17 protein-coding genes and 2 riboswitches are annotated in these 25850 nt (G+C 75.1%); of the genes, 11 read left to right on the forward strand and 6 right to left on the reverse strand.

The annotated features are described in order from the left end of the window. Positions 1-118 precede the first annotated feature (118 nt). The gene (locus UIS43_RS01735; RefSeq protein WP_370012234.1) at positions 119-5602 is read left to right on the forward strand and encodes a biotin carboxylase N-terminal domain-containing protein; all 5484 of its coding nucleotides are present in this window, start codon (positions 119-121) and stop codon (positions 5600-5602) included. 91 nt (positions 5603-5693) lie between these two features. Here UIS43_RS01735 and UIS43_RS01740 read toward each other — a convergent pair whose 3' ends face one another. After that, the gene (locus UIS43_RS01740) at positions 5694-6125 is read right to left on the reverse strand and encodes a PPOX class F420-dependent oxidoreductase (protein ID WP_013152643.1); all 432 of its coding nucleotides are present in this window, start codon (positions 6123-6125) and stop codon (positions 5694-5696) included. A 323-nt stretch (positions 6126-6448) separates the two neighbouring features. Continuing rightward, a riboswitch (cobalamin riboswitch) is annotated at positions 6449-6663 on the forward strand. A 58-nt stretch (positions 6664-6721) separates the two neighbouring features. On the opposite strand from UIS43_RS01740, the gene UIS43_RS01745 reads away from it, so the two are divergent. The 7 genes from UIS43_RS01745 to UIS43_RS01775 all read left to right on the forward strand — a co-directional run bounded on the left by UIS43_RS01745 (position 6722) and on the right by UIS43_RS01775 (position 16585). Then, complete coding sequence (locus UIS43_RS01745; protein ID WP_370013216.1) at positions 6722-7762, forward strand: ABC transporter substrate-binding protein; 1041 nt, start codon at positions 6722-6724, stop codon at positions 7760-7762. After that, positions 7759-8775 (forward strand): iron ABC transporter permease, encoded by a 1017-nt coding sequence (locus UIS43_RS01750; protein ID WP_013152645.1) that lies wholly within the window; start codon positions 7759-7761, stop codon positions 8773-8775. The genes UIS43_RS01745 and UIS43_RS01750 overlap by 4 nt, the downstream gene beginning before the upstream one ends. After that, positions 8772-9827 carry an ABC transporter ATP-binding protein gene (locus tag UIS43_RS01755; protein ID WP_358170314.1) on the forward strand — a complete coding sequence of 352 codons (1056 nt, stop codon included), beginning with the start codon at positions 8772-8774 and terminating at the stop codon, positions 9825-9827. The genes UIS43_RS01750 and UIS43_RS01755 overlap by 4 nt, the downstream gene beginning before the upstream one ends. Next, positions 9824-13447 carry a cobaltochelatase subunit CobN gene (gene cobN, locus UIS43_RS01760; RefSeq protein ID WP_013152647.1) on the forward strand — a complete coding sequence of 1208 codons (3624 nt, stop codon included), beginning with the start codon at positions 9824-9826 and terminating at the stop codon, positions 13445-13447. Before UIS43_RS01755 ends, cobN begins: the two co-directional genes overlap by 4 nt. Further along, positions 13444-14187, forward strand: a complete 744-nt coding sequence (gene cobF / locus UIS43_RS01765; protein ID WP_370012236.1) for a precorrin-6A synthase (deacetylating) — start codon at positions 13444-13446, stop codon at positions 14185-14187. The genes cobN and cobF overlap by 4 nt, the downstream gene beginning before the upstream one ends. A 98-nt stretch (positions 14188-14285) precedes the next feature. Next, positions 14286-15869 carry a cobyric acid synthase gene (locus UIS43_RS01770; protein ID WP_370012237.1) on the forward strand — a complete coding sequence of 528 codons (1584 nt, stop codon included), beginning with the start codon at positions 14286-14288 and terminating at the stop codon, positions 15867-15869. Next, on the forward strand, positions 15866-16585 hold the full coding sequence (locus tag UIS43_RS01775; protein WP_370012238.1) for a cobalt-precorrin-6A reductase: 720 nt from the start codon (positions 15866-15868) through the stop codon (positions 16583-16585). The genes UIS43_RS01770 and UIS43_RS01775 overlap by 4 nt, the downstream gene beginning before the upstream one ends. A gap of 52 nt (positions 16586-16637) precedes the next feature. Here UIS43_RS01775 and UIS43_RS01780 read toward each other — a convergent pair whose 3' ends face one another. Together UIS43_RS01780 and UIS43_RS01785 are read right to left on the reverse strand one after the other, a co-directional pair. Then, entirely contained in the window at positions 16638-17231 is a 594-nt protein-coding gene (locus tag UIS43_RS01780) for a Uma2 family endonuclease (RefSeq protein WP_013152651.1), read from the reverse strand. Between the two features lie 189 nt (positions 17232-17420). Further along, positions 17421-18095 carry a TetR/AcrR family transcriptional regulator gene (locus UIS43_RS01785; protein ID WP_071621890.1) on the reverse strand — a complete coding sequence of 225 codons (675 nt, stop codon included), beginning with the start codon at positions 18093-18095 and terminating at the stop codon, positions 17421-17423. Between the two features lie 131 nt (positions 18096-18226). Here UIS43_RS01785 and UIS43_RS01790 point away from each other — a divergent pair, with 131 nt between their 5' ends. Beyond that, on the forward strand, positions 18227-19402 hold the full coding sequence (locus UIS43_RS01790; protein ID WP_370012239.1) for a winged helix DNA-binding domain-containing protein: 1176 nt from the start codon (positions 18227-18229) through the stop codon (positions 19400-19402). A gap of 38 nt (positions 19403-19440) precedes the next feature. Further along, on the forward strand, positions 19441-19632 hold the full coding sequence (locus UIS43_RS01795) for a hypothetical protein (RefSeq protein WP_232833158.1): 192 nt from the start codon (positions 19441-19443) through the stop codon (positions 19630-19632). Between the two features lie 52 nt (positions 19633-19684). On the opposite strand, the gene UIS43_RS01800 is transcribed toward UIS43_RS01795, so the two are convergent. The 3 genes from UIS43_RS01800 to UIS43_RS01810 all read right to left on the reverse strand — a co-directional run bounded on the left by UIS43_RS01800 (position 19685) and on the right by UIS43_RS01810 (position 24137). Beyond that, positions 19685-21259, reverse strand: a complete 1575-nt coding sequence (locus UIS43_RS01800) for a cobyrinate a,c-diamide synthase (RefSeq protein WP_071621891.1) — start codon at positions 21257-21259, stop codon at positions 19685-19687. Between the two features lie 170 nt (positions 21260-21429). Beyond that, on the reverse strand, positions 21430-22044 hold the full coding sequence (cobO, locus tag UIS43_RS01805; RefSeq protein ID WP_013152656.1) for a cob(I)yrinic acid a,c-diamide adenosyltransferase: 615 nt from the start codon (positions 22042-22044) through the stop codon (positions 21430-21432). Next, positions 22044-24137, reverse strand: coding sequence for a VWA domain-containing protein (locus UIS43_RS01810; RefSeq protein WP_358170398.1), 2094 nt, complete (start codon positions 24135-24137; stop codon positions 22044-22046). The genes cobO and UIS43_RS01810 overlap by 1 nt, the downstream gene beginning before the upstream one ends. A gap of 33 nt (positions 24138-24170) precedes the next feature. Then, positions 24171-24315: riboswitch (cobalamin riboswitch) on the reverse strand. A 48-nt stretch (positions 24316-24363) separates the two neighbouring features. On the opposite strand from UIS43_RS01810, the gene cbiE reads away from it, so the two are divergent. Further along, a complete protein-coding gene (gene cbiE, locus UIS43_RS01815; protein ID WP_370012241.1) occupies positions 24364-25773 on the forward strand; it encodes a precorrin-6y C5,15-methyltransferase (decarboxylating) subunit CbiE in 1410 nt (469 codons plus the stop codon). The last annotated feature ends 77 nt before the right edge of the window (positions 25774-25850 follow it).

Genomic DNA, 25850 nt, shown 5'->3' on the forward strand with positions numbered 1-25850 from the left:
CGTGGTTCGGCCCATTGGTGTACCGGGCGGTAACCGACCAGGGTAGAAAGGTAGGTGCAGGCGACGCTCCGAGACCCGGACGTCGCCTTCTGCGTGTGGTACTTGGGAGGCTCAACCGGTGTTCAGTCGTGTCGCCATCGTCAACCGTGGAGAGGCCGCGATGCGGCTCATCCACGCTGTCCGGGACCTCTCAGCGGAAACCGGCACGCGGATCGAGACGGTGGCCCTCCACACCGACGCCGACCGCGACGCCACCTTCGTCCGCGAGGCCGACGTCGCCTACTCGCTGGGTCCCGCCTCGGCCCGTCCCTACCTCGACCACGCCGTCCTGGAGCGCGCGCTGGTCCAGACCGGCGCCGACGCGGCGTGGGTGGGCTGGGGCTTCGTCGCCGAGGACCCGGCCTTCGCCGAGCTGTGCGAGAGGATCGGCGTCACCTTCGTCGGGCCCAGCGCCGAGGCCATGCGCAAGCTCGGCGACAAGATCGGCGCCAAGCTGATCGCCGAGGAGGTCGGCGTCCCGGTCGCGCCGTGGAGCCGCGGCGAGGTCGCCACCCTGGAGGAGGCGCTGCGCGCCGGTGAGGAGATCGGCTATCCGCTGATGCTCAAGGCGACCGCGGGCGGCGGCGGTCGCGGTATCCGCATGGTCGCCTCGGGCGAGGACCTGGCCGAGGCCTACGAGCGCACCAGCCAGGAGGCGCTGCGCGCCTTCGGCTCCGGCGTGGTCTTCCTGGAGCGCCTGGTCACCGGCGCCCGCCACGTCGAGGTCCAGATCATCGCCGACGGACAGGGCACGGCGTGGGCGCTGGGCGTGCGCGACTGCTCGGTGCAGCGGCGCAACCAGAAGATCATCGAGGAGTCGGCCTCCCCGGTCCTGGACGCGGAGCAGACCGCGCACCTGAAGGCGTCGGCCGAGCGGCTGGCGCTGGCCGTGGACTACCGCGGCGCGGGCACCGTCGAGTTCCTGTACCACCCGGGCGAGAAGCTGTTCGCGTTCCTGGAGGTCAACACCCGCCTCCAGGTCGAGCACCCGATCACCGAGATCACCACCGGCACCGACCTGGTCCGGCTCCAGTTGCACGTGGCCAGCGGCGGCAGGCTGGAGGGCCCCCAGCCGGTCGAGTCCGGCCACGCCGTCGAGGCCCGGCTCAACGCCGAGGACCCCGACCGCGACTTCGCGCCCGCCCCGGGCCGCATCGCGCGCCTGGTCCTGCCCTCCGGTCCGGGCGTGCGCGTGGACACCGGTGTGCGCGAGGGCAACACCATCCCGGCCGACTTCGACTCGATGATCGCCAAGGTCATCGCCTACGGCCGCGACCGCGAGCAGGCGCTGGCCAGGCTGCGCCGCGCGATGGCCGAGACCACGGTGATCATCGAGGGCGGCGCGACCAACAAGAGCTTCGTGCTCGACCTGCTGGACCAGCCCGAGGTGATCGACGCCAGCGCCGACACCGGCTGGATCGACCGCGTGCGCGCCCAGGGGCGCCTGGTCAGCCACCGCCACTCCGCGGTGGCCCTGGCCGCGGCCGCGATCGAGGCCTACCAGGACGAGGAGGAGGTCAGCCGCCAGCGGCTGCTGTCCACCGCGCACGGCGGCCGTCCGCAGGTGCAGCACGAGAGCGGCCGTCCGCTGGACCTGAAGCTGCGCGGCGTGGGCTACCGGGTGAGCGTGGCCAGGGTCGGGCACCGGCGGTTCCGCGTCGGCGTCTCCGGAGGCGGCGACGTGCACCCGGCGGACGTGGAGGTCGAGCGCTTCGACGCGCACAGCGGCCAGATCGTGGTCAACGGCCACCGGTTCCGGCTGGTGTCGGCCACGCACGGACCGGTGCACCTGGTCGAGGTGGACGGCGTCACGCACCGGATCAGCCGCGACGAGGGCGGTGTGCTCCGCTCCCCGGCGCCGGCCCTGGTGGTGGCGACGCCGTTGGCGGTGGGCGACGAGGTCGAGTCCGGCGCGCCCGTCCTGGTGCTGGAGAGCATGAAGATGGAGACGGTGCTGCGTGCGCCGTTCCGCGCCCGGGTGCGCGAGTGCCCGGTGTCGGTGGGCAGCCAGGTCGAGACCGGTGCGCCGCTGATGCGGTTGGAGCCGCTGTCCGACGGGGACGCCGAGGAGGCGGAGTCGGGCCCGGAGGCCGTGGCGATCGAGCTGCCCGAGGAGGCCGGGGAGGCGTCCGCGGCCGAGCGCGTGGAGCGCGGCCTGCAGGACCTGCGCGGTCTGCTGCTGGGCTTCGACGCCGACCCGCACGACCGAGGGCGGGTGCTGGCCGACTACCTGGTCGCGCGCGCCGAGATGGGCGGTCGTCCGGTCGAGGGCGAGCTGGACCTGTTCATGGTGTTCGCCGACCTGTGCGAGCTGAGCCGCAACAAGCCGGGCGGGGAGCCCGACACCGAGCCGCACAGCTCGGTGCACAGCCCGCGCGAGTTCTTCCACAGCTACCTGCAGAGCCTGGACGTGGAGCGCGCCGGGGTGAGCGAGGGCTTCCAGGCCAAGCTCACCCGGGTCCTGGCCCACTACGGGGTCTCCGACCTGGACCGCACGCCGGAGCTGGAAGCCGCGGTCTTCCGGATCTTCCTGGCCCAGCAGAACACAGGCGCCGCGCTGGCGATCGTGTCGGAGCTGCTGCGCCGCTGGCTGGCGGGCGGGCCGCCCGCGGAGGCGCTCAGCGAGCGCGCCGGTCTGGCCCTGGAGCACCTGGTGGAGGCCACGCAGGTGCGCTTCCCCGCGGTGTCGGACCTGGCCCGCGGTGTGGTCTTCCGCTGGTTCGCCCAGCCGCTGCTGCGCCGCAACCGGGCACGGGTCTACGCCGCGGTGCGCGACGACCTGCGCCACCTCGACCGCGACCCGGACGCGCCGGACCGGGCGGAGCGGATCCAGGCCATGGTGGCCAGCGCCGAGCCGCTGGTGCGGCTGGTCGGCCAGCGCATGGGGCGGGCCGGGCGCGACCACGCCCCGCTGCTGGAGGTGCTGACCCGCCGCTACTACGGCAACCGCGGGCTGTCCGGGGTCGCGGCGCGCGAGGTCGGGGGCTGCCGGTTCGTCACCGCCGAGCACAATGGCGCGGGCGGCCTGACGCGCGTGGTCACGACCGCCGTCGACATCGCCGCCCTGCCCGACGCCCTCGGCGCGGTCGGTGAGCTGGCCGCCGACGTGGCCGAGCGCGGCCTGGTGGCCGACCTCTACCTCACCTGGGAGGGCCAGCCCGACGCCGACGCGATGGCGGTGCGGCTCGGGGGGCTGCTGGCCGAGCACCCGCTGCCCGCGGGCGTGCGCCGGGTCACCGCCACCGTCGCCGGTACCAGCGGCGCGGTGATGCACCACCACTTCACCTTCCGGCCCGAGGGGGACGGCTTCGTCGAGGACCGGCTGATCCGCGGCCTGCACCCGCAGATCGCCCGGCGCCTGCAGTTGCAGCGCCTGCGCGAGTTCGACCTCACCCGGCTGCCCTCGGCCGACGAGGAGATCTACCTGTTCCGGGCGGTGGCCAAGAGCAACCCGGCCGACGAGCGCCTCTTCGCGATGGGCCAGGTCCGCGACCTGACGCCGCTGCGCGAGGCGGACGGGCGCCTGATCGCGCTGCCCGCGCTGGAGGACACGGTCACCGGGTGCCTGGACGCGATCCGCAACATCCAGGCGCAGCGCCCGCAGAACCGGCGCTTCGACACCAACCGCATCATGATGTACGTGTGGCCGGCGACCGAGCTGACCCCCGAGGAGCTGGACACGCTGGTCCAGCGGCTGCTGCCGACCACGGCAGGGGCGGGGCTGGAGGAGGTCCAGTTCCTGGCCCGCCAGCGCACCTCCTCCGGTGAGCTGACCGAGGTCGCGGTGCGCATCAGCCTGGACCAGGGCCAGGACGCGCGGGTCCACGTCGAGGAGCCCTCGACCGAGCCGGTGCTTCCGCTGGACGACTACCGCCAGAAGGTGCTGCGCGCGGCCCGGCGCGGGACCGTCTACCCCTACGAGCTGACCGGCCTGCTGTCGGGTCCGGGCGGCGGTTTCACCGAGTACGACCTGGACGACAACGGTGTGCTGGTCCCGGTGGACCGGCCGCGCGGGCACAACTCCGCGGCGATCGTGGCCGGTGTGGTCACCACGCCGACCGTGCGCCACCCCGAGGGGGTCACGCGCGTGGTGCTGCTGGGCGACCCGACCAAGGCGCTGGGCGCGCTCTCCGAGCCCGAGTGCTCGCGGGTGATCGCCGCGCTGGACCTGGCCGAGTCGATGCGGGTGCCGCTGGAGTGGTTCGCGCTGTCGGCGGGCGCGCGGATCTCGATGTCCTCGGGCACCGAGAACATGGACTGGGTCGCGGCCGCGCTCAAGCGGATCGTGGAGTTCACCCAGGACGGCGGCGAGATCAACATCGTGGTCGCGGGCATCAACGTCGGCGCCCAGCCGTACTGGAACGCCGAGGCGACGATGCTCATGCACACCAAGGGCATCCTGGTGATGACGCCGGACTCGGCGATGGTGCTCACCGGCAAGCAGTCGCTGGACTTCTCCGGCGGGGTGTCGGCCGAGGACAACTTCGGCATCGGCGGCTACGACCGGGTGATGGGGCCCAACGGGCAGGCGCAGTACTGGGCGCCGAACCTGGCCTCGGCCCGTGAGATCCTCATGGCGCACTACGACCACACCTACGTCGTGCCGGGGGAGGAGGCGCCGCGCCGGGCCAGGACCCTGGACCCGGTCGACCGCGACGTCTCGGCGTTCCCGCACGCGGTGGCGGGCAGCGACTTCGCCACCGTCGGCGAGATCTTCTCCGCCGAGCACAACCCGGACCGCAAGAAGCCCTTCGACATCCGCACGGTGATGCGGGCGCTCTCGGACCAGGACCACGCGGTGCTGGAGCGCTGGGCGGGCATGGCCGACGCCGACACGGCGGCGGTGCAGGACGTGCACATCGGCGGTTGGCCGGTGTGCCTGGTGGGGATCGAGTCGCGGTCGGTGCCGCGGCACGGCTTCCCGCCCACCGACGGCCCCGACACCTACACGGCGGGCACGCTGTTCCCGCGTTCGTCCAAGAAGGTGGCGCGGGCGATCAACGCGGCGTCGGGCAACCGGCCGCTGGTGGTGCTGGCCAACCTGTCGGGGTTCGACGGCTCACCGGAGTCGCTGCGCAAGCTCCAGTTGGAGTACGGGGCCGAGATCGGCCGGGCGATCGTCAACTTCGACGGCCCGATCGTGTTCTGCGTGATCTCGCGCTACCACGGCGGCGCGTTCGTGGTGTTCTCCAAGGCGCTCAACCCGAACATGACGGTGCTCGCGCTGGAGGGCTCGTTCGCCTCGGTGCTGGGCGGGGCCCCGGCGGCGGCCGTGGTGTTCGCCGGTGAGGTCAACACGCGTACCGCGAGCGACCCGCGGGTGACCGGGCTCCAGGAGCAGGTGTCGGCGGCCAGCGGCGCCGAGCGGGCCGCGCTCAACGCCCGGTTGGCCGAGACGCAGTCCTCGGTGCGGGCGGAGAAGCTCGGCGAGGTCGCGGCGGAGTTCGACCGGGTGCACAGCATCCAGCGCGCGGTCGAGGTGGGTTCGGTGGACGCGATCATCAGCGCCGCCGAGATGCGGCCGCGCATCATCGAGGCGATCGAGCACGGCATGAAGCGTTAGGGCCGGTCGTGGGCGGGGCGCGGGTGGACCGCGGCCGCCCGCGTGGGGCGGGGGTGCGGCGGCAGACCGCGGCCCCGCCCCGTTCGTGTTGTCAGCGGATCTTCTCGCCGTACACGTGGTCGACGGGCATGGTCATGAGCACCCTGCGGTCGGAGACCATGACCGACCGGTACTCCTCCCAGTCGGGGTGCTCCCCGGCGGCGAGGCGGTAGTAGTCCACCAGTGACTCGACCTCGGGGCCGTGCGGGTCGGTGCCCGGCCCGGTGAGGGTGGCCACGCCCTCGGCGGTGGCCCACGCCCAGCCGTCGGCGCTGGTGACCTGGAGCGTGGCGCGCGGGTCGCGGCGCAGGTTGGCGGTCTTGGCCCGGCCCTCGGTCATGGAGACGTGCAGCAGGTCGGTCTCGGCGTCGTAGAAGGGCTGGACGGGGGAGAGCTGGGGGCGGCCGTCGGCCTTGATGGTGGCCAGGACGCCGAGCCTGCTCTGGGCGAGCAGCGCGCGCGGGTCGAACGTCGTCGTGGTCATGTTCCAGGACCCCTCTCTGCCGGATGCTGGTAGTGCGCGGTGGTGCGGGGCCGTGTGCGGCCGGTCACGATCGTACTCCCGGTGTGTGCGCCGGTCCCGGCTCCGCCGCGTGGTCCGCGCCGCCGTGTCCGCCGGCCGCGGCCCGCGCGAGCGGGCCCGCCATCCGGTGTTCCGGGGCGCCCGCGTCCGTGTCGGCCGGAGCGAGGGCGCGGCCCCAGCGCTCCACCGGCTCCCCGGAGCCGCGCTGACCGGGGCGGGCACCGGAGCGGTGGCGCGGGCGCGGCCCCTGTGCGCCTTCCGGCCGTGAGGGGCCGAGGGGGCCTTGATAGTCTGCCGGGGCCAGTCGTACCACGTACGTGGTCAGGGAATCCGGTGCGAATCCGGAACTGACGCGCAGCGGTGAGGGGGACGGGCGGGGTACTCACGCCACTGGGGCGGAGGCCGCGGCGACCACGGAGTCGAGGCGGCACCGACCTGGGAAGGCACCCCGTCCGGGCGAACCCGAGTCCGAAGACCTGCTGGCCCCTCCGCGTCGAGTGCGCGGAGGCGTCCCGTGCCAGGCTCCGCGTTCGAGCCCCGACATCCAAGGCATGCCCATGCTGCGTCGCGCCCCGCGCCCCCTTCCCCTCCTGCTCGCCTCCGCCCTGCTGCTCACCGCCTGCGCCCCCTCCCCGGAAGGGGGGAGCGGCGGCACGGAGGCCGCCGACGCCGACGGCGCCCGCGCGGTCGACAACTGCGGACACCGGGTGGGCGTCGACGCCCCGCCCGAGCGCGTCGTCTCCCTCAACCAGGGCAGCACCGAGATCCTGCTCTCCCTGGGGCTGGCGGACCGCCTCGTCGGCACCGCCACCTGGACCGATCCGATCATGGAGGGGTTGGAGGAGGCCAACGGGGGCATCCCCCGCCTGGCCGACAACGCCCCCTCCTTCGAGGTGGTCCTGGACGCCGAACCGGACTTCGTGACGGCCTCCTTCGTCTCCACGCTCGGCACGGGCGGTGTCGCCACCCGCGAGCAGTTCGAGGAACTGGGCGTGCCCACCTACGTCTCCCCGACCGACTGCGCCACCGGCAAGGACAACGACAGCGGGGGAGACGGCTCGCGCAGCGAACCGCTCACCCTCGACGCCGTGTACGGCGAGATCCGCGACCTGGCCCTGCTGTTCGGGGTCGAGGAGCGCGGGGAGGAGCTGATCGCCGGGCTGGAGGGGCGGGTGGCGGCGGCCACCGCGGACCTGGACGCCTCCGGCGTCTCCCTCATGTACTGGTTCGCCAACTCCCAGTCGCCCTACCTCGCGGGCTGCTGCGGCGCCCCCGGCGCCATCACCCGCGCGGTCGGCGCGCGCAACGCCTTCGACGACACCCACGACGAGTGGCCCCAGATCAACTGGGAGACCGTCGCCGACCGCGACCCCGACGTCATCGTCCTCGGCGACCTGACCCGCGACTCCCAGACCGCGGAGTCCGCCGACGCCAAGATCGCGTTCCTGGAGTCCCACCCCGCCACGAGCAACCTCACCGCCGTGCGCGAGGAGCGCTACGTCCTGCTCAGCGGCCAGGCCATGAACCCCTCGATCCGCACGGTCGAGGGGATCGAGCAGGTCGCCGAGGGTCTGCGCGGCCTCGGGCTCGGCCGGTGAGCGGTGCGCGTCTGGCGCTGCTCTCCTGCGGTGGACTGGTGCTCCTGGCGGTGTCGGTCTCGGTCGCGGTGACCATCGGCCCCGCCGACATCACCACGGCCGAGGTCTGGAGGTCGGTCGCCGCGCGGCTGGGGTGGGGTGAGAGCGGCCTGTCGCCGCTGCGCGAGGGCATCGTGTGGGACCTGCGCATGCCCCGCACCCTGCTCGCCGCAGTGTGCGGGGCGGGGCTGGCGCTGTGCGGGGCGGTCATGCAGTCCCTGCTGCGCAACCCGCTGGCGGACCCCTTCGTGCTCGGGGTGTCCTCGGGGGCCTCCACCGGGGCGGTCGCGGTGCTGGTGCTGGGCTGGGGCGGCGCGGTGGTGTCGCTGTCGGCGGGCGCCTTCGTCGGCGCGCTGGTCTCCTTCGGGCTGGTGGTGCTGCTCTCGCACACCCTGGGCGCGAGCATGGACCGCGTGGTGCTGTCCGGGGTGGCGGCCATGCAGCTGTTCTCGGCGCTGACCTCGTTCATCGTGCTGACCTCGGCCGACGCCGAGACCACGCGCGGGGTGCTGTTCTGGCTGCTGGGCTCCCTCAGCGGCGCCGGGTGGGACGACGTGGTGCTGTGCGCGGCGGTGCTGGCCGGTGTGCTCGCCGTGTGCCTGGCGCACACCACCACCCTGGACGCGTTCGCCTTCGGTGAGGAGGCCGCGGCGAACCTGGGCGTGCGGGTGGCCCGCGCCCGCATGGTGCTGCTGTGCGCCACCGCGCTGCTCACCGCCGCCCTGGTCAGTTCGGCCGGGGCGATCGGCTTCGTGGGGCTGGTCCTGCCGCACGCGGCCCGCGCGCTCACCGGCGCGGCCCACGCCAGGCTCCTGCCGGTCACCGCGCTGGCGGGCGCCGTCTTCCTGGTGTGGGTGGACACGGTCGCCCGCACCGCGCTGGACCCCCAGGAGATCCCGGTGGGGGTGGTGACCTCCCTCATCGGGGTGCCCGCCTTCGTCGCCGTGCTCTACCGCGCCAGGAGGCACACATGACCCCATCCGACCAGGCGGTGGCGCGCGGCCGCGACGGCGCGTCCTCCGCGGCGGCGCCGGGGAGGGACGCCGCTCCGCTGGCGCTCGGCGGGAGCGGCCCGCCCGTGCGCCAGGCGCCCCCGACCGACGGCCGACGGCCCGAAGGAGGGGACCGGACGCGGCGCGGCGCGCCCGCCGGGGCCGGCCTGCACGCCGAACGGGTGAGCCGCCTGATCGGCGGAGGGCTCGTCCTGGACGGCGTCACCCTGGCTCCGCGCCCCGGCGAGACCGTCGGCCTGCTCGGCCCCAACGGTTCGGGCAAGTCCACGCTGCTGCGGCTGCTCTCCGGTGTCCTGGCGCCCTCCGCGGGCGTGGTCGCCCTCGACGGGACGCCGCTCGACCGGACCGCGCGCCGGGCGGTGGCGCGGCGCGTGGCCGCCGTCGAACAGAACGCGCACACCCAGACCGAGCTGACCGTCCGCGACGTGGTGGCCCTGGGGCGCGTCCCCCACCGCCGCGCCTGGACGCCCATGTCCGCGGCCGACGCGGACGCCGTCGCGGCGGCTCTGGAGCGCACCGGCCTGACCGGTACCGCCGACCGGTCCTGGCACACGCTCTCCGGCGGTGAGCGCCAGCGCGCCCAGATCGCCCGCGCCCTGGCCCAGGAGCCGAGCGAGCTGCTGCTGGACGAGCCGACCAACCACCTCGACATCCAGTACCAGCTCGACCTCATGGAACTGGTCGCGGGCCTGCCGGTCACCACCGTCATCGCCCTGCACGACCTCAACCTGGCCGCGATGTACTGCGACCGGCTGCTGGTGCTGTGCGGCGGGCGCGTCGTCGCCGAGGGCACGCCCCCGCGGGTCCTGACCCCCGCCCTCATCGAGGAGGTCTACGGGGTCCGGGCCGAGGTCGAACCCGGACCCGGGCACCCGGTGATCCGCTTCCTGCGCCGCGGCTCCGAGCCGCCGCGCCACAGTGACGCCCCCGCCGCCGAGGCGCGGACGACCCCCGGACCCGAACGGTCCGACCGACGATGGGGAGCCAACCCCGAAGGAGGAATCCGGCCATGACGGTACGGATCGCACTACTGTCCACCTCCGACACCGATCTGCTCTCCGCGCGGGCCAGCGACCGCGCGTACGCGTGGGCCAACCCCTCCCGCGCCTCCGACGCCGAACTCACCGGCGTCGTCGAGGGCGCCGACCTGGTGGTGGTGCGGCTGCTCGGCTCCCCGCACGACCTGTGGCCGGGCCTGGCCGCCGTCCGGGAACGGGGCACGCCGCTGGTCGTCCTGGGCGGTGAGCAGCAGCCCAGCGCCGAACTCATGGAGCACTCCACCGTCCCGATCGGCCTGGCGGCCGACGCCCACCGCTACCTGGCCGAGGGCGGCCCGGCCAACCTCGCGCGCCTGCACGCCTTCCTGTCCGACACCGTGCTGCTGACCGGCGAGGGGTTCGAGGCTCCCGCGCCCGTCCCGCTGTGGGGACTGGCCGAGCGCGACCGGCCGCGCGGCTCCGCGCCCGCCTCGTCCGCCACCGCCTCCGACGAGGGTCTGCCGAAGGTGGGCGTCCTCTACTACCGGGCGCACGAGGCGGGCGGCAACACCGCCTTCGCGCACGCCCTGGCCGACGCCGTCGACGCCACCGGGCAGGCCGTGGGCGTGCCCGTGTTCGCCGGGTCGCTGCGCTCGGCGCCCGACGAGCTGTACGAGGCGCTCGGCGGCTTCGACGCCCTGGTGGTCACCGTCCTGGCGGCCGGCGGCAGCGTGCCCGCGTCCGCGAGCGCGGGCGGGGACGACGAGGCGTGGGACGTGGAGCGGATGGCGGCCCTGGACGTTCCCGTCCTCCAGGGGCTGTGCCTGACGAGCCCGCGCGCCGACTGGGAGGCCTCCGACGACGGCGTCACCCCGCTGGACTCGGCGAGCCAGATCGCCATCCCCGAGTTCGACGGCCGCATCATCACCGTCCCCTTCTCCTTCAAGGAGATCGACCGCGACGGCCTGCCCCGCTACGTCGCCGACCCCGAGCGCTGCGCCCGCCTGGCCGGGATCGCGGTCGCCCACGCCCGGCTGCGGCACGTGCCCGCCGCCGACAAGCGCGTGGCGGTGGTCCTGTCCGCCTACCCCACCAAGCACTCCCGCATCGGCAACGCCGTCGGGCTCGACACGCCCCGCTCGCTGGTGCGCCTGCTGCGCCGGATGCGCGCCGAGGGCTACGACCTGGGAGAGCCCGGCGCCCTGCCCGGCCTGGACCTGCCCGACGAGACCGAGGCCGGGGACGCGCTGATCCACGCCCTGATCGCGGCGGGCGGCCAGGACGAGGACTGGCTGACCTCCGTGCAGCTGACCGACGCCCAGGTGCGCATCACCCCGGAGGAGTACGCCGCCTGGACCGAGGGACTGCCCGCCCCGCTGCGGGAGGCGATGGCCGAGGCGTGGGGCGCCGCGCCCGGCGGCCTCTACGTCAACGACGCCGGCGAGCTGGTCCTGGCCGCGATGCGCGCGGGCAACGTCGTCGTCCTGGTCCAGCCCCCGCGCGGCTTCGGCGAGAATCCGATCGCCATTTACCACGACCCCGACCTGCCCCCCAGCCACCACTACCTGGCCGCCTACCGGTGGCTGGAGCACGGCTTCGGCGCCCACGCCGTCGTCCACCTGGGCAAGCACGGCTCGCTGGAGTGGCTGCCGGGCAAGAACGCCGCGCTCTCGGCCGCCTGCGCCACCGACGCGGTGCTCGGCGACCTGCCGCTCGTCTACCCGTTCCTGGTCAACGACCCGGGCGAGGGCGCCCAGGCCAAGCGCCGCGCCCACGCCACGGTCGTGGACCACCTCATCCCGCCGATGGCCCGCGCCGAGTCCTACGGGGACATCGCCCGCCTGGAGCAGCTGCTCGACGAGCACGCCAACATCGCGGCCATGGACCCGGCCAAGCTGCCCGCCGTCCGCGGCGAGATCTGGTCCCTGATGCGCGCGGCCGAGATGCACCGCGACCTCGGCCTGGAGGAGCGGCCCGACGACGAGGAGTTCGACGACTTCCTGCTCCACGTGGACGGCTGGCTGTGCGAGATCAAGGACGCGCAGATCCGCGACGGCCTGCACGTGCTCGGCGAGGCGCCCGAGGGGGAGGCCCGGGTGAACCTGGTCCTGGCCGTCCTGCGCGCCGCGCAGGTGTGGGGAGGGGTGGGCGCCGCGGTGCCCGGTCTGCGTTCGGCGCTGGGCCTGAAGGAGGACGCGCCCGCCGTCGAGGTCGACCGGGTGGAGGCCCTGGCCCGCGACCTCGTGGAGCGGATGGAGGCCGCGGGCTGGGACCCGGCCGCCGCGTCCGGCCTGCACGACGACCCCGGGGTGCGCGCCGTCCTGGAGTTCGCCGCCGCGCAGGTGGCGCCGCGCCTGGCCCGCACCACCGACGAACTCGACCACGTCGTCCACGCCCTGGCGGGCGGCTTCGTCCCGGCGGGCCCCTCCGGCTCCCCGCTGCGCGGCCTGGTCAACGTGCTGCCGACCGGCCGCAACTTCTACACCGTCGACCCCCGCGCCGTCCCCTCCCGGCTGGCCTGGCAGACCGGGCAGGCGATGGCCGAGTCCCTGCTGCGCCGCCACCTGGAGGAGACCGGGACCTACCCCGAGTCGGTGGGTCTGTCGGTGTGGGGCACGTCGGCGATGCGCACCTCCGGCGACGACGTGGCCGAGGTGCTGGCGCTGCTGGGCGTGCGCCCGGAGTGGGACGAGGCCTCGCGCCGGGTCTCGCGGCTGGACGTGGTGCCGCTGGAGGAGCTGGGCCGCCCGCGCGTGGACGTCACGGTGCGCATCTCCGGCTTCTTCCGCGACGCCTTCCCGCACGTGGTCGCCATGCTGGACGACGCGGTGAACCTGGTGGCGGACCTGGACGAGCCCGAGGAGGGCAACTTCGTGCGCGCCCACACCCGCGCCGACCTGGCCGAGCACGGCGACCGGCGCCGCGCCACCACCCGGATCTTCGGCTCCGCGCCCGGCTCCTACGGCGCGGGCATCCTCCAGGTGGTGGAGTCGGGCACCTGGCGCGACGACCGCGACCTGGCGGAGGTCTACACGGCCTGGGGCGGCTTCGCCTACGGGCGGGGCCTGGACGGCGTCGCGGCGGCCGACGACATGCGCGCCAACTACCGCCGGATCAAGGTCGCGGCCAAGAACGTGGACAGCGCCGAGCACGACATCGCCGACTCCGACGACTACTTCCAGTACCACGGCGGCATGATCGCCACCGTCCGCGCCCTCACCGGCGCCGACCCCAAGGCCTACGTCGGCGACTCCACCTCGCCCGACGCGGTGCGCACCCGCACCCTGGCCGAGGAGACCGCCCGCGTGTTCCGGGCCCGGGTGGTCAACCCGCGCTGGATCTCGGCCATGCGCCGCCACGGCTACAAGGGAGCCTTCGAGCTGGCCGCCACCGTCGACTACCTCTTCGGCTTCGACGCCACGGCCGGTGTGGTGCACGACTGGATGTACGACAGGCTCGCCGCCGAGTACGTGCTCGACGCCGACACCCAGGAGTTCCTGCGCCGCTCCAACCCGTGGGCGCTGCACGGTATCGTCGAGCGGCTGCACGAGGCCGCCCGGCGCGGCCTGTGGGCCGAGCCGGACCCGGCGACGCTGGAGGCCCTCCAGGAGGTCTACCTGGAGGTCGAGGGAGACCTGGAGGACCGGTCCGAGTGAGGGTGCGCATCCTGGGCATCGGCATGGGGCCGCGGCACGTCACCCCGGAGGTCGCCGACGCGCTGCGCGGCTGCGACTACGCGGTGGCCGCCCGAAAACGCGGGGACGACGGGCTGCTGGCCCTGCGCCGGGCCGTGTGCGAGGCGCACGGCGTGCCGCTGGTCGTGGTGCCCGACCCCGAACGCGACCGCGACGACCCGGCGGACTACGCGGCCGCGGTGGCCGCCTGGCACGAGGCGCGGGTCGCCGCCTACGAGCGGGTGCTGGGCGAACGCGGCGGCACCGCGGCGTTCCTGGTCTGGGGCGACCCGGGTCTGTACGACTCCACGCTGCGGATCGTGGAACGGATCGCCGAGCGGGGGGCCGTCGCGGTGGAGTACGACGTGCTCCCCGGCGTCAGCGCCCCCCAGCTCCTGGCCGCGCGGCACCGGATCGTGCTGCACGAGGTGGGCCGTCCGGTGCACGTGACCCCCGCGCGCCGCCTGGGCGAGGCGGTGGCGGCGGGGCAGGACAACATCGTCGTCATGCTCGGGGGCGAGGCCGTGCTCGGGGGCGAGCTGGCGTTCGGCGAGCTGAGGGACTGGACGGTCTGGTGGGGCGCCAACCTGGGCACCGACACCGAGGAGCTGGTCGCCGGGCGGGTCGGCGCGGCGCAGCTCGACATCGCCGCGCGCCGCAGGCGGGCCAGGGCGCGGGCGGGCTGGGTGATGGACGTCGCGCTGCTGAGGAGGCCGAAGTGAACGGAACCGGGCCGGGGGCTCCGGCCGGTGGTGGTGGCCCGTCCCCGCGCGGAGCGGTCCCGCCGGACGACGGCGGGCGGCGAGGAGGGGAGGACCGCGTGCGGAGCGTGTCCGTTGAGGGTGGTGGCGGGCCGCAGGCCCCGGTGGGCTGCGGCCGTGGAGGAGGACTGCTGGTCGCCGGGACCACCTCCGACGCGGGCAAGAGCGTGGTCACCACCGCCCTGTGCCGGGCCTTCGCGCGCCGAGGCGCGCGGGTCGCCCCCTACAAGGCGCAGAACATGTCCAACAACTCGATGGTCTGCCACGGCCCCGACGGCCGCCCGGCGGAGATCGGCCGCGCCCAGTGGGTGCAGGCCCTGGCGGCCCGCGCCGTGCCCGAGCCCGCCATGAACCCCGTGCTCCTCAAACCGGGCACCGACCGGCGCAGCCACGCCGTCCTGCTCGGCCACCCCGCCGGGGACGTCTCCTCGGCCGACTGGGAGGCGGGCCGCCGCCACCTGGCCGAGGCCGCGCACGCCGCCTACGACGACCTCGCGTCCCGCCACGACGTCGTCGTCGCCGAGGGCGCGGGCAGCCCCGCCGAGATCAACCTGCGGGCGGGCGACTACGTCAACATGGGCCTGGCCCGGCACGCGGGCCTGCCCGTGGTGGTGGTCGGCGACATCGACCGGGGCGGCGTCTTCGCCGCGATGTACGGCACGGTGGGTCTGCTGGAGCCCGCCGACCAGGAGCTGGTCGCGGGCTTCGTGGTCAACAAGTTCCGCGGGGACCCCGGACTGCTGCGGCCCGGCCTGGAGGACCTCCAGCGGCTCACCGGCCGCCGGGTCTACGGCACCCTGCCGTGGGACCCGGGGCTGTGGCTGGACTCCGAGGACGCCCTGGACCTGGAGGGCCGCCGGACGCGCGGGGGAGCGGGGCTGAGGGTGGCCGTGGTGCGCCTGCCCCGGATCAGCAACTTCACCGACGTGGACGCCCTCGGGCTGGAACCGGGCCTGGACGTCGTCTTCGCCTCCGGTCCGCGCGACGTGGCCGACGCCGACCTGGTCGTCCTGCCCGGCACGCGCTCCACCCTGGCCGACCTGGCCTGGCTGCGCTCGCGCGGACTCGACCGGGCGATCGTCGAGCACGCCCGGCGCGGTCGGCCGCTGCTGGGGATCTGCGGCGGGTTCCAGATGCTCGGCCGCACCGTCACCGACGCCGACGGGGTCGAGGCCGCACCCGGGGCGCGCGCGGACGGCCTCGGGCTGCTCGACGCCCGGACCGACTTCACCGCGGACAAGACCCTGCGCCTGCCCTCGGGGGAGGCGCTCGGGGCGCCCGCGCACGGCTACGAGATCCACCACGGCCGGGTCACGGTCGGCGGCGGCGCGGAGGGGTTCCCGGGCGGCGCCCGCGCGGGCAACGTCTTCGGCACCATGTGGCACGGCAGCCTGGAGGGCGACGCCTTCCGCGCCGCCTTCCTGGCCGAGGCGCTGGGCTGCGCGCCCTCCGGGGTGCGCTTCGCCGCCGCCCGGGAGCGGCGCCTGGACCTGCTCGCCGACCTGGCGGAGGAGCACCTGGACGTGGACGCCCTGCTGGCCCTGGCCCGCGAGGGCGCCCCGGCGGGTCTGCCCGTGCTGGCCCCGGGAGCCCCGCCCGCCGCACGCCCGCGGCGCGGGCCCGGAGCGGAGGTGTCCCGGTGAGGCTGCTGCTTCTGGGGGGAACGTCCGAGGCCCGTGAGCTGGCCGCCCTCCTGGTCGACGCGGGGGTGGACGTGACCACGTCGCTGGCCGGGCGGGTGGCCCGGCCCCGCCTGCCGGTGGGCCGGGTCCGGATCGGCGGCTTCGGGGGAGTGCCGGGTCTGCGCGCGGCGCTGGCCTCCTACGACGCGGTCGTGGACGCCACCCACCCCTTCGCCCTGGGCATGACCGCCAACGCGGCGGCCGCCTGCACGGACCTTCCCCTGCTGCGGCTGGAGCGGCCGGGCTGGGACCCCGACCCGGCCTGGCGGTACGCCGCCACCCACGAGGAGGCGGCGGAGCGGGCCGCGGAGCTCGGGGAGCGGCCCTTCCTCACGGTGGGCCGCCAGGAGCTCGCCCGCTTCGTGCCGAGGCTGGAGCGGCGGGCGGTCCTGGCCCGGGTGGTGGACGTCCCCGAACTCGCGCTGCCCGGCACGTGGTCCCTGCTGACCAGCCGGGGGCCGTACACCCTCGACGGCGAACTGGACCTGATGGGCGGGCACCGCGCGGACGTGCTGGTCACCAAGGACTCCGGCGGCGCCTACACCCGGCCCAAGATGGAGGCGGCCGGGCTGCTGGGCGTTCCGGTCGTGGTGGTGCGGCGCCCGCCGGGTCCGACCGGCGTGCCCACCGTCCACGACGTGGCCGCCGCGTTCGCCTGGGTGACCGCCCTGGGGTGAGGGGAGACCGTGGGACGGTCGCGGCCGTCGCCACCGGTGCGCGCGGGCCGCGTCAGCGGGCGAACCGGCTCTTCAGCTCGTCGGTGTCCAGGATGATCCCGGTGCCGGGGATCTCGACCCTGTCGCCGTAGACGTGCCTTGACCGGTCCTGGTACTCACCGTGTTCGGGACGGGAGTGCACCACCACGGCGTTCACGTCACGGTCGACCAACAGGTAGGCGGGGATTTCGGTGGCGGCGTAGGCAGCGGGCTTCTCGACCCGGTCGCGGGCGTGCGTGTCGGCGTCCCAGGAGGTCACCTCGATGACGGCGAGAACCCCGTCGGGCTCGGCCCATTCGCCTTGGCCGTCGAAGTAGCCGACCGGTGTCAGGATGCCGTCGGGGCGGGCGCGTCCGTTGCGGTAGGTGTCGACCTTCAGGCCTTGGCCCTGTGTGAGGTCCAGGTCGGGCCGGTGTGCCATGAACTGGCGGAACAGCCACGTCAGGATGCTGTTGTGGTCCCCGTCGGTCACGCCTTCGGCCCAGATCTTTCCGTTGACGTATTCGAGTTTGACGTCCTCGCGCTCGGCAGCCAGGGCGATGGGCTCGAACTGTTGGACGGTGACGGATGGGTGGGTGGGCGGTGGGTGGTGGTCCGCAACGGTCATGGTGGGCTCCTCCAGCGCACATTCTAGGCCAACGCTTCGTGCAGGACACGTGTGCTCCCCGAGGGGCTCGACGCGTGGACTCCGGGCGATGACCGGGGCCGGTACCGCCATGCGAACCCGGACACCGTCGAACCCGGGAAAGGTGACGCTCGGGACGCGCGGACGCGCACGGCTCCCGTGCCCGGCTGGTCAGGGCGTGCGTTCCGGTTCCGTTGAGGGGGTCCCGGCCCGGGGGCCGCGCAGTGCGGGCATCAGGACGCCGTCCACCAGCGACACGAGGAAGTCCCGGTCGAAGGGCCTGCGCTGGACGAGCGCGCGGTAGGCGGCCATCGACGCGACCACCTGGGAGAGGGTGTCGACGTCGGCCGCGGCCGAGGCCTCCCCGCGCTCGACGGCGCGCCGCATGAGGAGGCGGTGGGCCTCGGCCCAGGGCTGGACGATCGCGGCGCTGACGGCGTCGGCGGACGCCTCGTCCTGGACGAGCATCGAGGCCAGTCCCGCCATGATCCGGAGCCTGCGCTCGCCCTCCCGTGCCGACTGGGGCCGGAACAGGCCGAGCAGGTCCTCCCGGAGGTCGCCGGTGTCGGGCAGGCTCCCGGTGTCGACCTGCTCGCGCTTCATGCGCGCCACCGCGTCGACCACCAGTTCCGTCTTGGAGGGCCAGCGGCGGTAGAGCGTGGCCTTCCCGGCTCCGGCCCGGGCCGCTACGGCGTCCATCGTCAGCCGGGCGAACCCGGCTTCGGCCAGGACCTCCAGCGTCGCGTCGAGGATGGCGCCGTCACGGGAGCTGTCCCGCCTGCGGCCGGGGCGCGCGGGACCGCCGCCGGGAGCGGCGGGGGCGCGGGTGTCGCTGTCTCGCGTCATGGCGGTCTCCTCCTCGTCTCACCGCTGGTCGGAACGATACACACCAGTTCCGGAACAGAGTAGTTCAGGAACGGAAGAGTTCCGGAACTGGCGCGTATCGAAATGTCCGGACGGTGTGGCACGATGAGCCGATGCACCACGTGAGTGACGACGAACGGCGCGCCCGCATCGGCGTTCGGCACGCCCTGGCGGCGGGTTTCCACGCGGACTCCCCGGAGGCGGCCACGCGGGCGGTGACCGCGCTGCACGCCACCGAACCGGCCACCGTCTACCTGTCGTGCCGGGCGCGCGTGCCCTCGCTGACCGTGGCCGACCTCGACAGGGCGCTCTACGAGGACCGGCGGCTGGTGAAGCAGCTGGCGATGCGGCGCACGCTCTTCGTGTTCCCGCGCGAACTGCTGCCCGCCGTGTGGCCGAGCGCCTCCGCGCGCGTCGCCGCCGCGGAGCGCGCCCGCATGCGCAAGGACCTGGTCAGGGAGGGGATCGCCGACGACGGCGACGCCTGGCTCGACCGGGCCGAGGCCGAGGTCCTGGCCCTGCTCGCCGACGAACCCGAGGGACTGGTGGCCGCCGACGTGCGCCGGGCGGTGCCGAGGATCGACGTGAGGGTGACGGGGTCGGCGGGTGAGGTGTGGTCGGCACCGCGGGTGCTCACCCTCCTCGGCGCAGCCGCCGACATCGTGCGCGGCGCCAACACCGGCCGCTTCGCGGTCTCGCAGCCGCGCTGGACCCTGACCGGGCACTGGCTCGACGGCGTTCCCGCCCCGTGGAGCGCCGCCGAGGGCTACCGGGAGCTCGTCCGCCTCTGGCTGCACAGTTTCGGACCGGGGACCGAGGACGACATCGTCTGGTGGCTGGGGTCCACCAAGACGGCGGTGCGCACGGCGCTGGCCGAACTCGGCGCCGTCATGGTCTCCCTCGACGGCGGCGCCACCGGCTGGCTCCTGCCCGACGACCTCGGCCGGACGGCCGACCCGGGCCCGTGGGTCGCCCTGCTGCCGGTGCTCGACCCGACCGTCATGGGCTGGCGCGGCCGGGACTTCTACCTGGGCCCCCACCGCCAGCAGCTCTTCGACAACCGCGGCAACGCGGGCACGACCGCCTGGGCGGACGGCCGCGTGGTCGGGACGTGGGTGCAGGACGGCTCCGGCGCGGTCCGGGTGCACCTGCTCGAACCGGTGTCGACGGCCACGCGCCGGGCCCTGGGGGAGGAGGCGGCGCGCCTGACCGAGTGGCTCGACGGTGTGCGGATCGGCACCGGCTACGTGTCGCCCGCGATGAGGGCCGCCCGGGCCGCGTGGGAGTGAGGGCGGACGACCCCGCGAGAGCCGCGGCGAGGGTGCCCGTGGTCAGCTCGTTGGGATACGCGGCCTTCCCGGGAGGCCAGCCACCGCTGGGGCTGCTCGGAGGGCTCTACGGTATCCAGCAGGCGATACTCGTGGTCTGCGCGGCGCTCGTGTCGGCCTTCCTCGCGGCCGGGTCCACCCGGCGGGCCACCGGCGCCGGGAAGGCGGGCGACCCCGGCGGGCCCCGCTGAGAGGGCCGCCGCAGGGGTCGCCCGGCCGGGTGCCGCTGTCCGCGGCACCCGGTCAGACGGCGGCGCGCACGGCGTCCGCGAAGCGGGCGGCGAGCCGGGGGTGTCCGGCCCAGTGGACGTGCAGGTAGGAGGCGTGCAGCGTCGGTGAGGCGAAACCCTCCGGCGCTCCCTCGATCTCCCACGCCGGGAGGTCGCCGCGGGCACCGGGGGTCAGGGCGGTGCGGTGGAACTCGTGCCCAGTGACCCGCTCTCCGGCCCGGGTCAGCAGGGTGTCCCCCGGTGAGACCGCCTCGGGGTAGCGCAGGGTGAGCCGCCCCGTCATCCGGGCGCGCGCGGGGACGGCCCCGGCCATGGGCTCGCCGTCCAGGGACTCGGCCAGGTAGAGCAGACCCGCGCACTCGGCGACGGTCGGCACCCCGTCCCGCGCCGCCTCGCGCAGCTGGGTCAGCAGGCCGCGGTTGGCGGCGAGCTCACCGGCGTAGACCTCGGGGAAGCCGCCGCCGAGGTAGACGCCCCGGGTGCCCGGGGGCAGCGCGGTGTCGCCCAGCGGATCGAACGCGACGACCTCGCACCCGGCGGCGGTGAGCAGTTCCTCGGTCTCGGCGTAGCGGAAGGTGAAGGCCCGGCCGCCCGCCACCGCGACCACCGGCCGCCGGGACGCGGGGGGTTCGTGGGGTCCGTGGTCGGTGTGGGCTGTGTGGCGCTCACCGGGTCCTCCGGGGGCACGAACCGTGTGGGTCTCGTGGTCCGTGTGGGCTGCGTGGGGAGCCTGGGACTCCTCCCGCGTCCGCGCCGGGTCTTCGGGCGGGGTGCCGGGACCCGAGTTTTCCCATGCCCGTGTCCGACCTTCGAGCGGAGTACCGGGAACCGATGTCTCCCGCGCCTGTGCCGGGTCCTCGGGCAGGGACCCCGGAGCGGGTGTTCCCAGTGCCAGTGCCGGATCCCAGGACCGGGCGTCCAGCGCGGGCGCGGAACGGGCCACCGCGAGCAGCGCGTCCAGGTCCACCTGGCGCGCGACGTGCTCCCCAAGCCGTTCGACCACGCGCGCCGACTCCGCCCGCTCCGACGCCGGAACCAGTCCCAGGTGCCGGGACGGGCTGGCGAGCCGCTCGTCGCGGTGGACCACGCCGAGGACGGGCAGGTGCGTGGCCCGGGTGATCTCGGCGACGTTGCGCACCGAACCCGCCTGGTTGAGGATCACCCCGACCACCTCGACCGCCGGGTCGTAGGCGGCCATCCCCGCCACCAGCGCGCCCACCGAACGCGACATCCGCGACACGTCCACCACCAGCACCACCGGTGTCCGCGTCAGGGCCGCGACGTGCGCGGACGAGGCGAACCCGTCCGTGCCCAGCCGCCCGTCGTGCAGGCCCATCACACCCTCGATGACGGCGACGTCCGCGCCGCGCGCCCCGTGCAGCAGCAGCGGCGCCATCCGCTCCACGCCGACCAGGTGCGGGTCGAGGTTGCGGCCCGGACGCCCGGTGGCCAGGGCGTGGTAGCCGGGATCGATGTAGTCGGGGCCCACCTTGTGGCCGCTCACCGCGTACCCGGCGTCGCGCAGCGCCGCCATCAGCCCGGTCGCGACCGTGGTCTTGCCCTGCCCGGTCATGGGCGCGGCGATCATCAGCCGGGGCAGCGCCGTCGGCCGTGCACGCGGTGTCGGCCGGAGCAGCCCTGTCGGCCGGGCCGACGGCGTCGGTCCGGCCCCCGCTTCTCCGGTTCCCGCGTACTCCCCGGCGGCCTCCGCGGGCCCGGCCGTCCGGCTTCGCGAACCCTCCGAGGTGCCCCGGGAGGTCACCACTCGATGCCCCGCTGCCCCTTGCGCCCGGCGTCCATGGGGTGCTTGACCTTGGTCATCTCGGTGACCAGGTCGGCGGCCTCCAGCAGCCGCGGGTCGGCGCGGCGGCCGGTGATCACCACGTGCTGGCGGCCGGGGCGGTCCCGCAGGGCGGCCAGGACGTCCTCGACGTCGACCCAGCCCCAGTTGAGCGGGTAGGTGAACTCGTCCAGGATGAGCAGGTCGTGCGTCTGGTCGGCGAGCCTTCGCCTGATCTCCGCCCAGCCCTCGGCGGCGTCCGCCGCGTGGTCCTCGGCGTCGCCCTTGCGACGGCTCCACGACCAGCCCGAACCCATCTTGTGCCACTCGACCGGACCGCCCTCGCCGGTCTGCTCGTGCAGCTCACCCAGGCGTTCCAGCACGGTCTGCTCGCCGATGCGCCACTTCGCCGACTTGACGAACTGGAACACCCCGATCCGCCAGCCCTGGTTCCAGCCGCGCAGCGCGAGGCCGAACGCGGCGGTCGACTTGCCCTTGCCGTCACCGGTGTGCACGGCGAACACGGGCTGGTTGCGGCGCTGGCGCGTGGTGAGCCCGTCGTCGGGGACGACGAGCGGCTGTCCCTTGGGCATCAGGCGGCCCTCTCTCGTACGGCGGTGCCCAGCGCGTCGGCGCTGACCTCGCTGACGGGCATGTGGTCGGCGCCCAGGCGGGCGGCCAGGGAGGCGGCCAGGCCCAGGCGCAGCGGCCCGGACTCCCCGTCCACCACGACGGTGGTCACGCCCAGTCCGGCGACGTGGTCGGCGGCGGCCATCGCGCGGCCCACCGCCCCCTTGCCGCCGGTGGCCCGGCCGTCGGTGACCACGACCAGGAGCGGACGCAGCCTCGGGTCCCGCAGCCGCTCGCGGCGCAGGACGCGGGCCGCCTCCTCCAGGCCCTCGGCCAGCGGGGTGCGCCCCCCGGCGGGCAGGTCGTCGAGGCGGGCCGCGGCCACGTCCACCGAACGGGTCGGCGGCAGCGTGAGTTCGGCCTCGCGTCCCCGGAAGGTGACCAGGCCGACCTTGTCGCGGCGCCGGTAGGCGTCCAGGAGCAGGGACAGGATCGCGGTCTTGACCTCGGTCATACGCCTGCGCGCCGCCATGGAGCCGGAGGCGTCCACGCAGAACAGCACCAGGTTGGTCTCCTGACCCTCGCGGACCGCGACGCGCAGGTCGCGGGGGCGCAGCCGCAGTCGGCCGCCGCCCTGGGGCCGCAGCGCGGCGGCCCGCACGGTCTCCACCAGGTGGACCGCGCTGCCCGCACCCCGGCCGGGCTCGGCGGCGCCGATCCGCCGGCCCCGCGTGCCGACGGCCCGGCTGCGCCTGCCGTCGGCGCCCTCGCCGGAGCCCCGCACGGTGAGCAGCCGGGTCCGGTAGGGGGCGGCGGCCCTGGCGGTGGTCGGGGAGGCGCCGGAGGGGCGGGGTTCGGGGGAGTCGCCCTCGGCATCCTCGGGCGCGTGCTCGGCTGAGGCGGGGGAGCGCTCCGGGTCGGGCTGTTCGCCGCCGGAGGTCTCGGCTTCCCCGGTGTCCCCGGCGTTGTCCGGGGGACTGGCGTTGTCGGAGGGATCCTGTGGGTCCTGTGTGTCTGACGGGGTTTCGGAATCGTCGCCGTCGTCGGTCCCCTGCGGGCCCGGCGGCTCCGGGGGGTCGGGCGGCGGTTCCTCGTCGCCCAGGATCCGGTCCAGGAGCTCCTCGTCGAGTCCCGGCGCGTCGAAGGGGTTGCGTCGGCGCCGGTGCGGCAGGGCGAGCGTGGCTGCGCGGCGGATGTCGGCCCGGGTGACCGAGGTTCGGCCCGACCAGGCCGCGTGCGCCATCGCCGTGCGCGCGGTCACGATGTCGGCGCGCAGGCCGTCCACGTCGTAGGCGGCGCACACCTCGGCGATCTTCAGCAGCGCGGCCTCGGACAGGCGCACCCGGCCCAGTGCCTCCCGGGCCGCCGCGATGCGTTCGGCCAGCGCCTTCTCGGCCCCGTGGTAGCGCCCGGCGAAGGCGGCGGGGTCGGCGTCGTGGGACATGCGCCTGCGCACCACCTCGGCGCGGATCGCGGGCTCGGACGGCGCGGCGACCTCGACGGTGAGTCCGAACCGGTCCAGGAGCTGCGGGCGCAGCTCGCCCTCCTCGGGGTTCATGGTGCCGATGAGCAGGAACCGGGCCGCGTGCTCCACGGAGAACCCGTCGCGCTCCACGGTGACCCGGCCGGTCGCGGCGGCGTCCAGCAGCAGGTCGACCAGGTGGTCGTGCAGGAGGTTGACCTCGTCGACGTAGAGGATGCCGCGGTGGGCCCGGGCCAGCAGGCCGGGTTCGTAGGCGACCCTGCCGTGGGTGAGGGCCTGTTCCAGGTGCAGGGAGCCCAGGACGCGGTCCTCGGTGGCGCCGACGGGCAGTTCGACCAGGCGCACCGGGCGGCTCTCCACGGCCGTGCCGGACCCGAAGGGCCCGTCGGGGGAGTGCTGCGCCGGGTCGGCGGGGTCCACGGAGAACCGGTCGCCCTGGTAGACGTCGACGGGCGGCAGGAGGGAGGCCAGGGCCCGGACCGCGGTGGACTTGGCGGTGCCCTTCTCGCCGCGCACCAGGACGCCGCCGATCTCCGGCGAGACGCTGGTGAGGACGAGGGACAGGCCCAGGTCGTCGAGTTGCTCGGCGTCGCAGCCGACGATTGCGGAAAAGGGGTAGTGCGGTGACCGCAATGGCATGTAGAGGCTCCCGCTCATGTCGCCATCGGTAAGGGACGGGCGCGAGGCCGGTCTTCGGACTTGCCGGGTCCTTCCTGGACGGAAGGCTCGGTTCACCGCAGCGGGCCTGTGCCGGAGTCTCACCGGGCTTCCCAGATTCTCCCCGCCGGCCGTCCCCACCGTTTCCGATGGCTGGGCCGTTGGGGCACCTCATGCCTGCCGCCACGATAGCGTCCGAGGAATGAAGGACGACAGCCGCCCTCCCGTCACCCACCACCGCCCGGATGCCGCTGCGCGGGGGAGTGGTGCACCCTCAACGGACGCCTGCGGCGCGGAGCCTGCTTCCGTCACCCACCGTGCCGCTGCGCGGGAGGACGGGGTCTCCCCGCCCACCGGGCGCCGGATCACCGTCGTCGGCATCGGCGCGGACGGCTGGCCCGGCCTGCCCGAGCGGCTGCGCGCGCTCGTCCTGGCCGCCGACACGGTGCTCGGCGGGCGCAGGCACCTGGCGATGCTCCCCGACCGGCCCCGGCAGCGCCGCCTGGCCTGGCCCTCACCCCTGCGCGAGGGCCTGCCGCCTCTGCTGGCCTCGCTCGACGCCGCCTCCGCCGACCCAGCTTCCGCCGACAGCGCCTCCCCTGACGGCCCCTCCACCGTGGCGCTGGCCTCCGGCGACCCCCTGGTGTCCGGCATCGCCACCACCCTGATCGACCTGCTGGGCGCGGACGCCGTGCGGGTGGAACCCGCCGTCTCCTCGGTCGCCCTGGCCCGCGCCCGCATGGGCTGGCCCGCCGAACGCTGCGCGGTGGTGGGCCTGGTCGGCCGCGACCCCCGCCTGCTGCTGCGCCAGCTCGCCCCCGGCCACCGCGTCCTGGTGCTCTCCTCCGACGGCGCCACCCCCGCCGCGGTCGCCGCCCTGCTGGTCGGCGCGGGCTACGGCGCCAGCCGGATGACCGTGCTGGGCGACCTGGGCGCGGACTCCGAGTCGCGCCTGGAGACCACCGCCGACCACTGGCTCGCGTCACCTCCCGGCACGGTGCCCCCGCTGCACGTGCTGGCCCTGGAACTCCTGGGCCCGCCCGGCCACGGCCTGGTCGCGGGGCTGCCCGACGACGCCTTCGAACACGACGGGCAGCTCACCAAGCGCGACCTGCGCGCCTCGGCGCTGGCCCGCCTGGCCCCCTCGCCGGGCCAGCACCTGTGGGACGTGGGCGCTGGCGCGGGCTCGGTGAGCATCGAGTGGATGCGCGCCCACCCCTCCTGCACCGCCACGGCGGTGGAGGCCCACCCCGAACGGGCCGCGCGGATCGGCCGCAACGCGGGCCGCCTCGGCGTTCCCGGCCTGGACGTGGTCACCGGCCGCGCGCCGGACGCGCTGGCCGGGCTGCCCGCGCCCGACGCGGTGTTCGTCGGCGGCGGCGCGACCCGGCCGGGCGTGCTCGACGCCTGCCTGGGGGCGCTGCGGCCGGGAGGGCGGATCGTGGTGCACGGGGTGACGCTGGAGACCGAGCACCTGCTCGCCGACGCCCACCGGCGCCACGGGGGCGAGCTGACCCGGATCGCCGTCGAGACCACCGCGCCCATCGGCGGGTTCACCGGCTGGACGCCCGCCCGCACGGTCACCCAGTGGTGTCTGGCGGTGCTGCCCTGACCCTCCGCTGCGCTGCTTCGCGCCCAGGCGCCGGAGGCACGGGAGCCCTCGACCCCCACGCACGCCCCTCCCTCCAC

It is taken from the genome of Nocardiopsis sp. LDBS0036 (assembly GCF_041228755.1).
Lineage (GTDB): Bacteria > Actinomycetota > Actinomycetes > Streptosporangiales > Streptosporangiaceae > Nocardiopsis > Nocardiopsis dassonvillei.

Coding starts and splice junctions, on each gene's coding strand:
- UIS43_RS01755 (WP_358170314.1), top strand. CDS start 8,772: ATGACCCCATCCGACCAGGCGGTGGCGCGCGGCCGCGACGGCGCGTCC.
- UIS43_RS01790 (WP_370012239.1), top strand. CDS start 18,227: ATGCACCACGTGAGTGACGACGAACGGCGCGCCCGCATCGGCGTTCGG.
- cobO (WP_013152656.1), bottom strand. CDS start 22,044: ATGCCCAAGGGACAGCCGCTCGTCGTCCCCGACGACGGGCTCACCACG.
- UIS43_RS01785 (WP_071621890.1), bottom strand. CDS start 18,095: ATGACGCGAGACAGCGACACCCGCGCCCCCGCCGCTCCCGGCGGCGGT.
- UIS43_RS01780 (WP_013152651.1), bottom strand. CDS start 17,231: ATGACCGTTGCGGACCACCACCCACCGCCCACCCACCCATCCGTCACC.
- UIS43_RS01740 (WP_013152643.1), bottom strand. CDS start 6,125: ATGACCACGACGACGTTCGACCCGCGCGCGCTGCTCGCCCAGAGCAGG.
- UIS43_RS01745 (WP_370013216.1), top strand. CDS start 6,722: ATGCTGCGTCGCGCCCCGCGCCCCCTTCCCCTCCTGCTCGCCTCCGCC.
- cbiE (WP_370012241.1), top strand. CDS start 24,364: ATGAAGGACGACAGCCGCCCTCCCGTCACCCACCACCGCCCGGATGCC.
- UIS43_RS01800 (WP_071621891.1), bottom strand. CDS start 21,259: ATGATCGCCGCGCCCATGACCGGGCAGGGCAAGACCACGGTCGCGACC.
- cobN (WP_013152647.1), top strand. CDS start 9,824: ATGACGGTACGGATCGCACTACTGTCCACCTCCGACACCGATCTGCTC.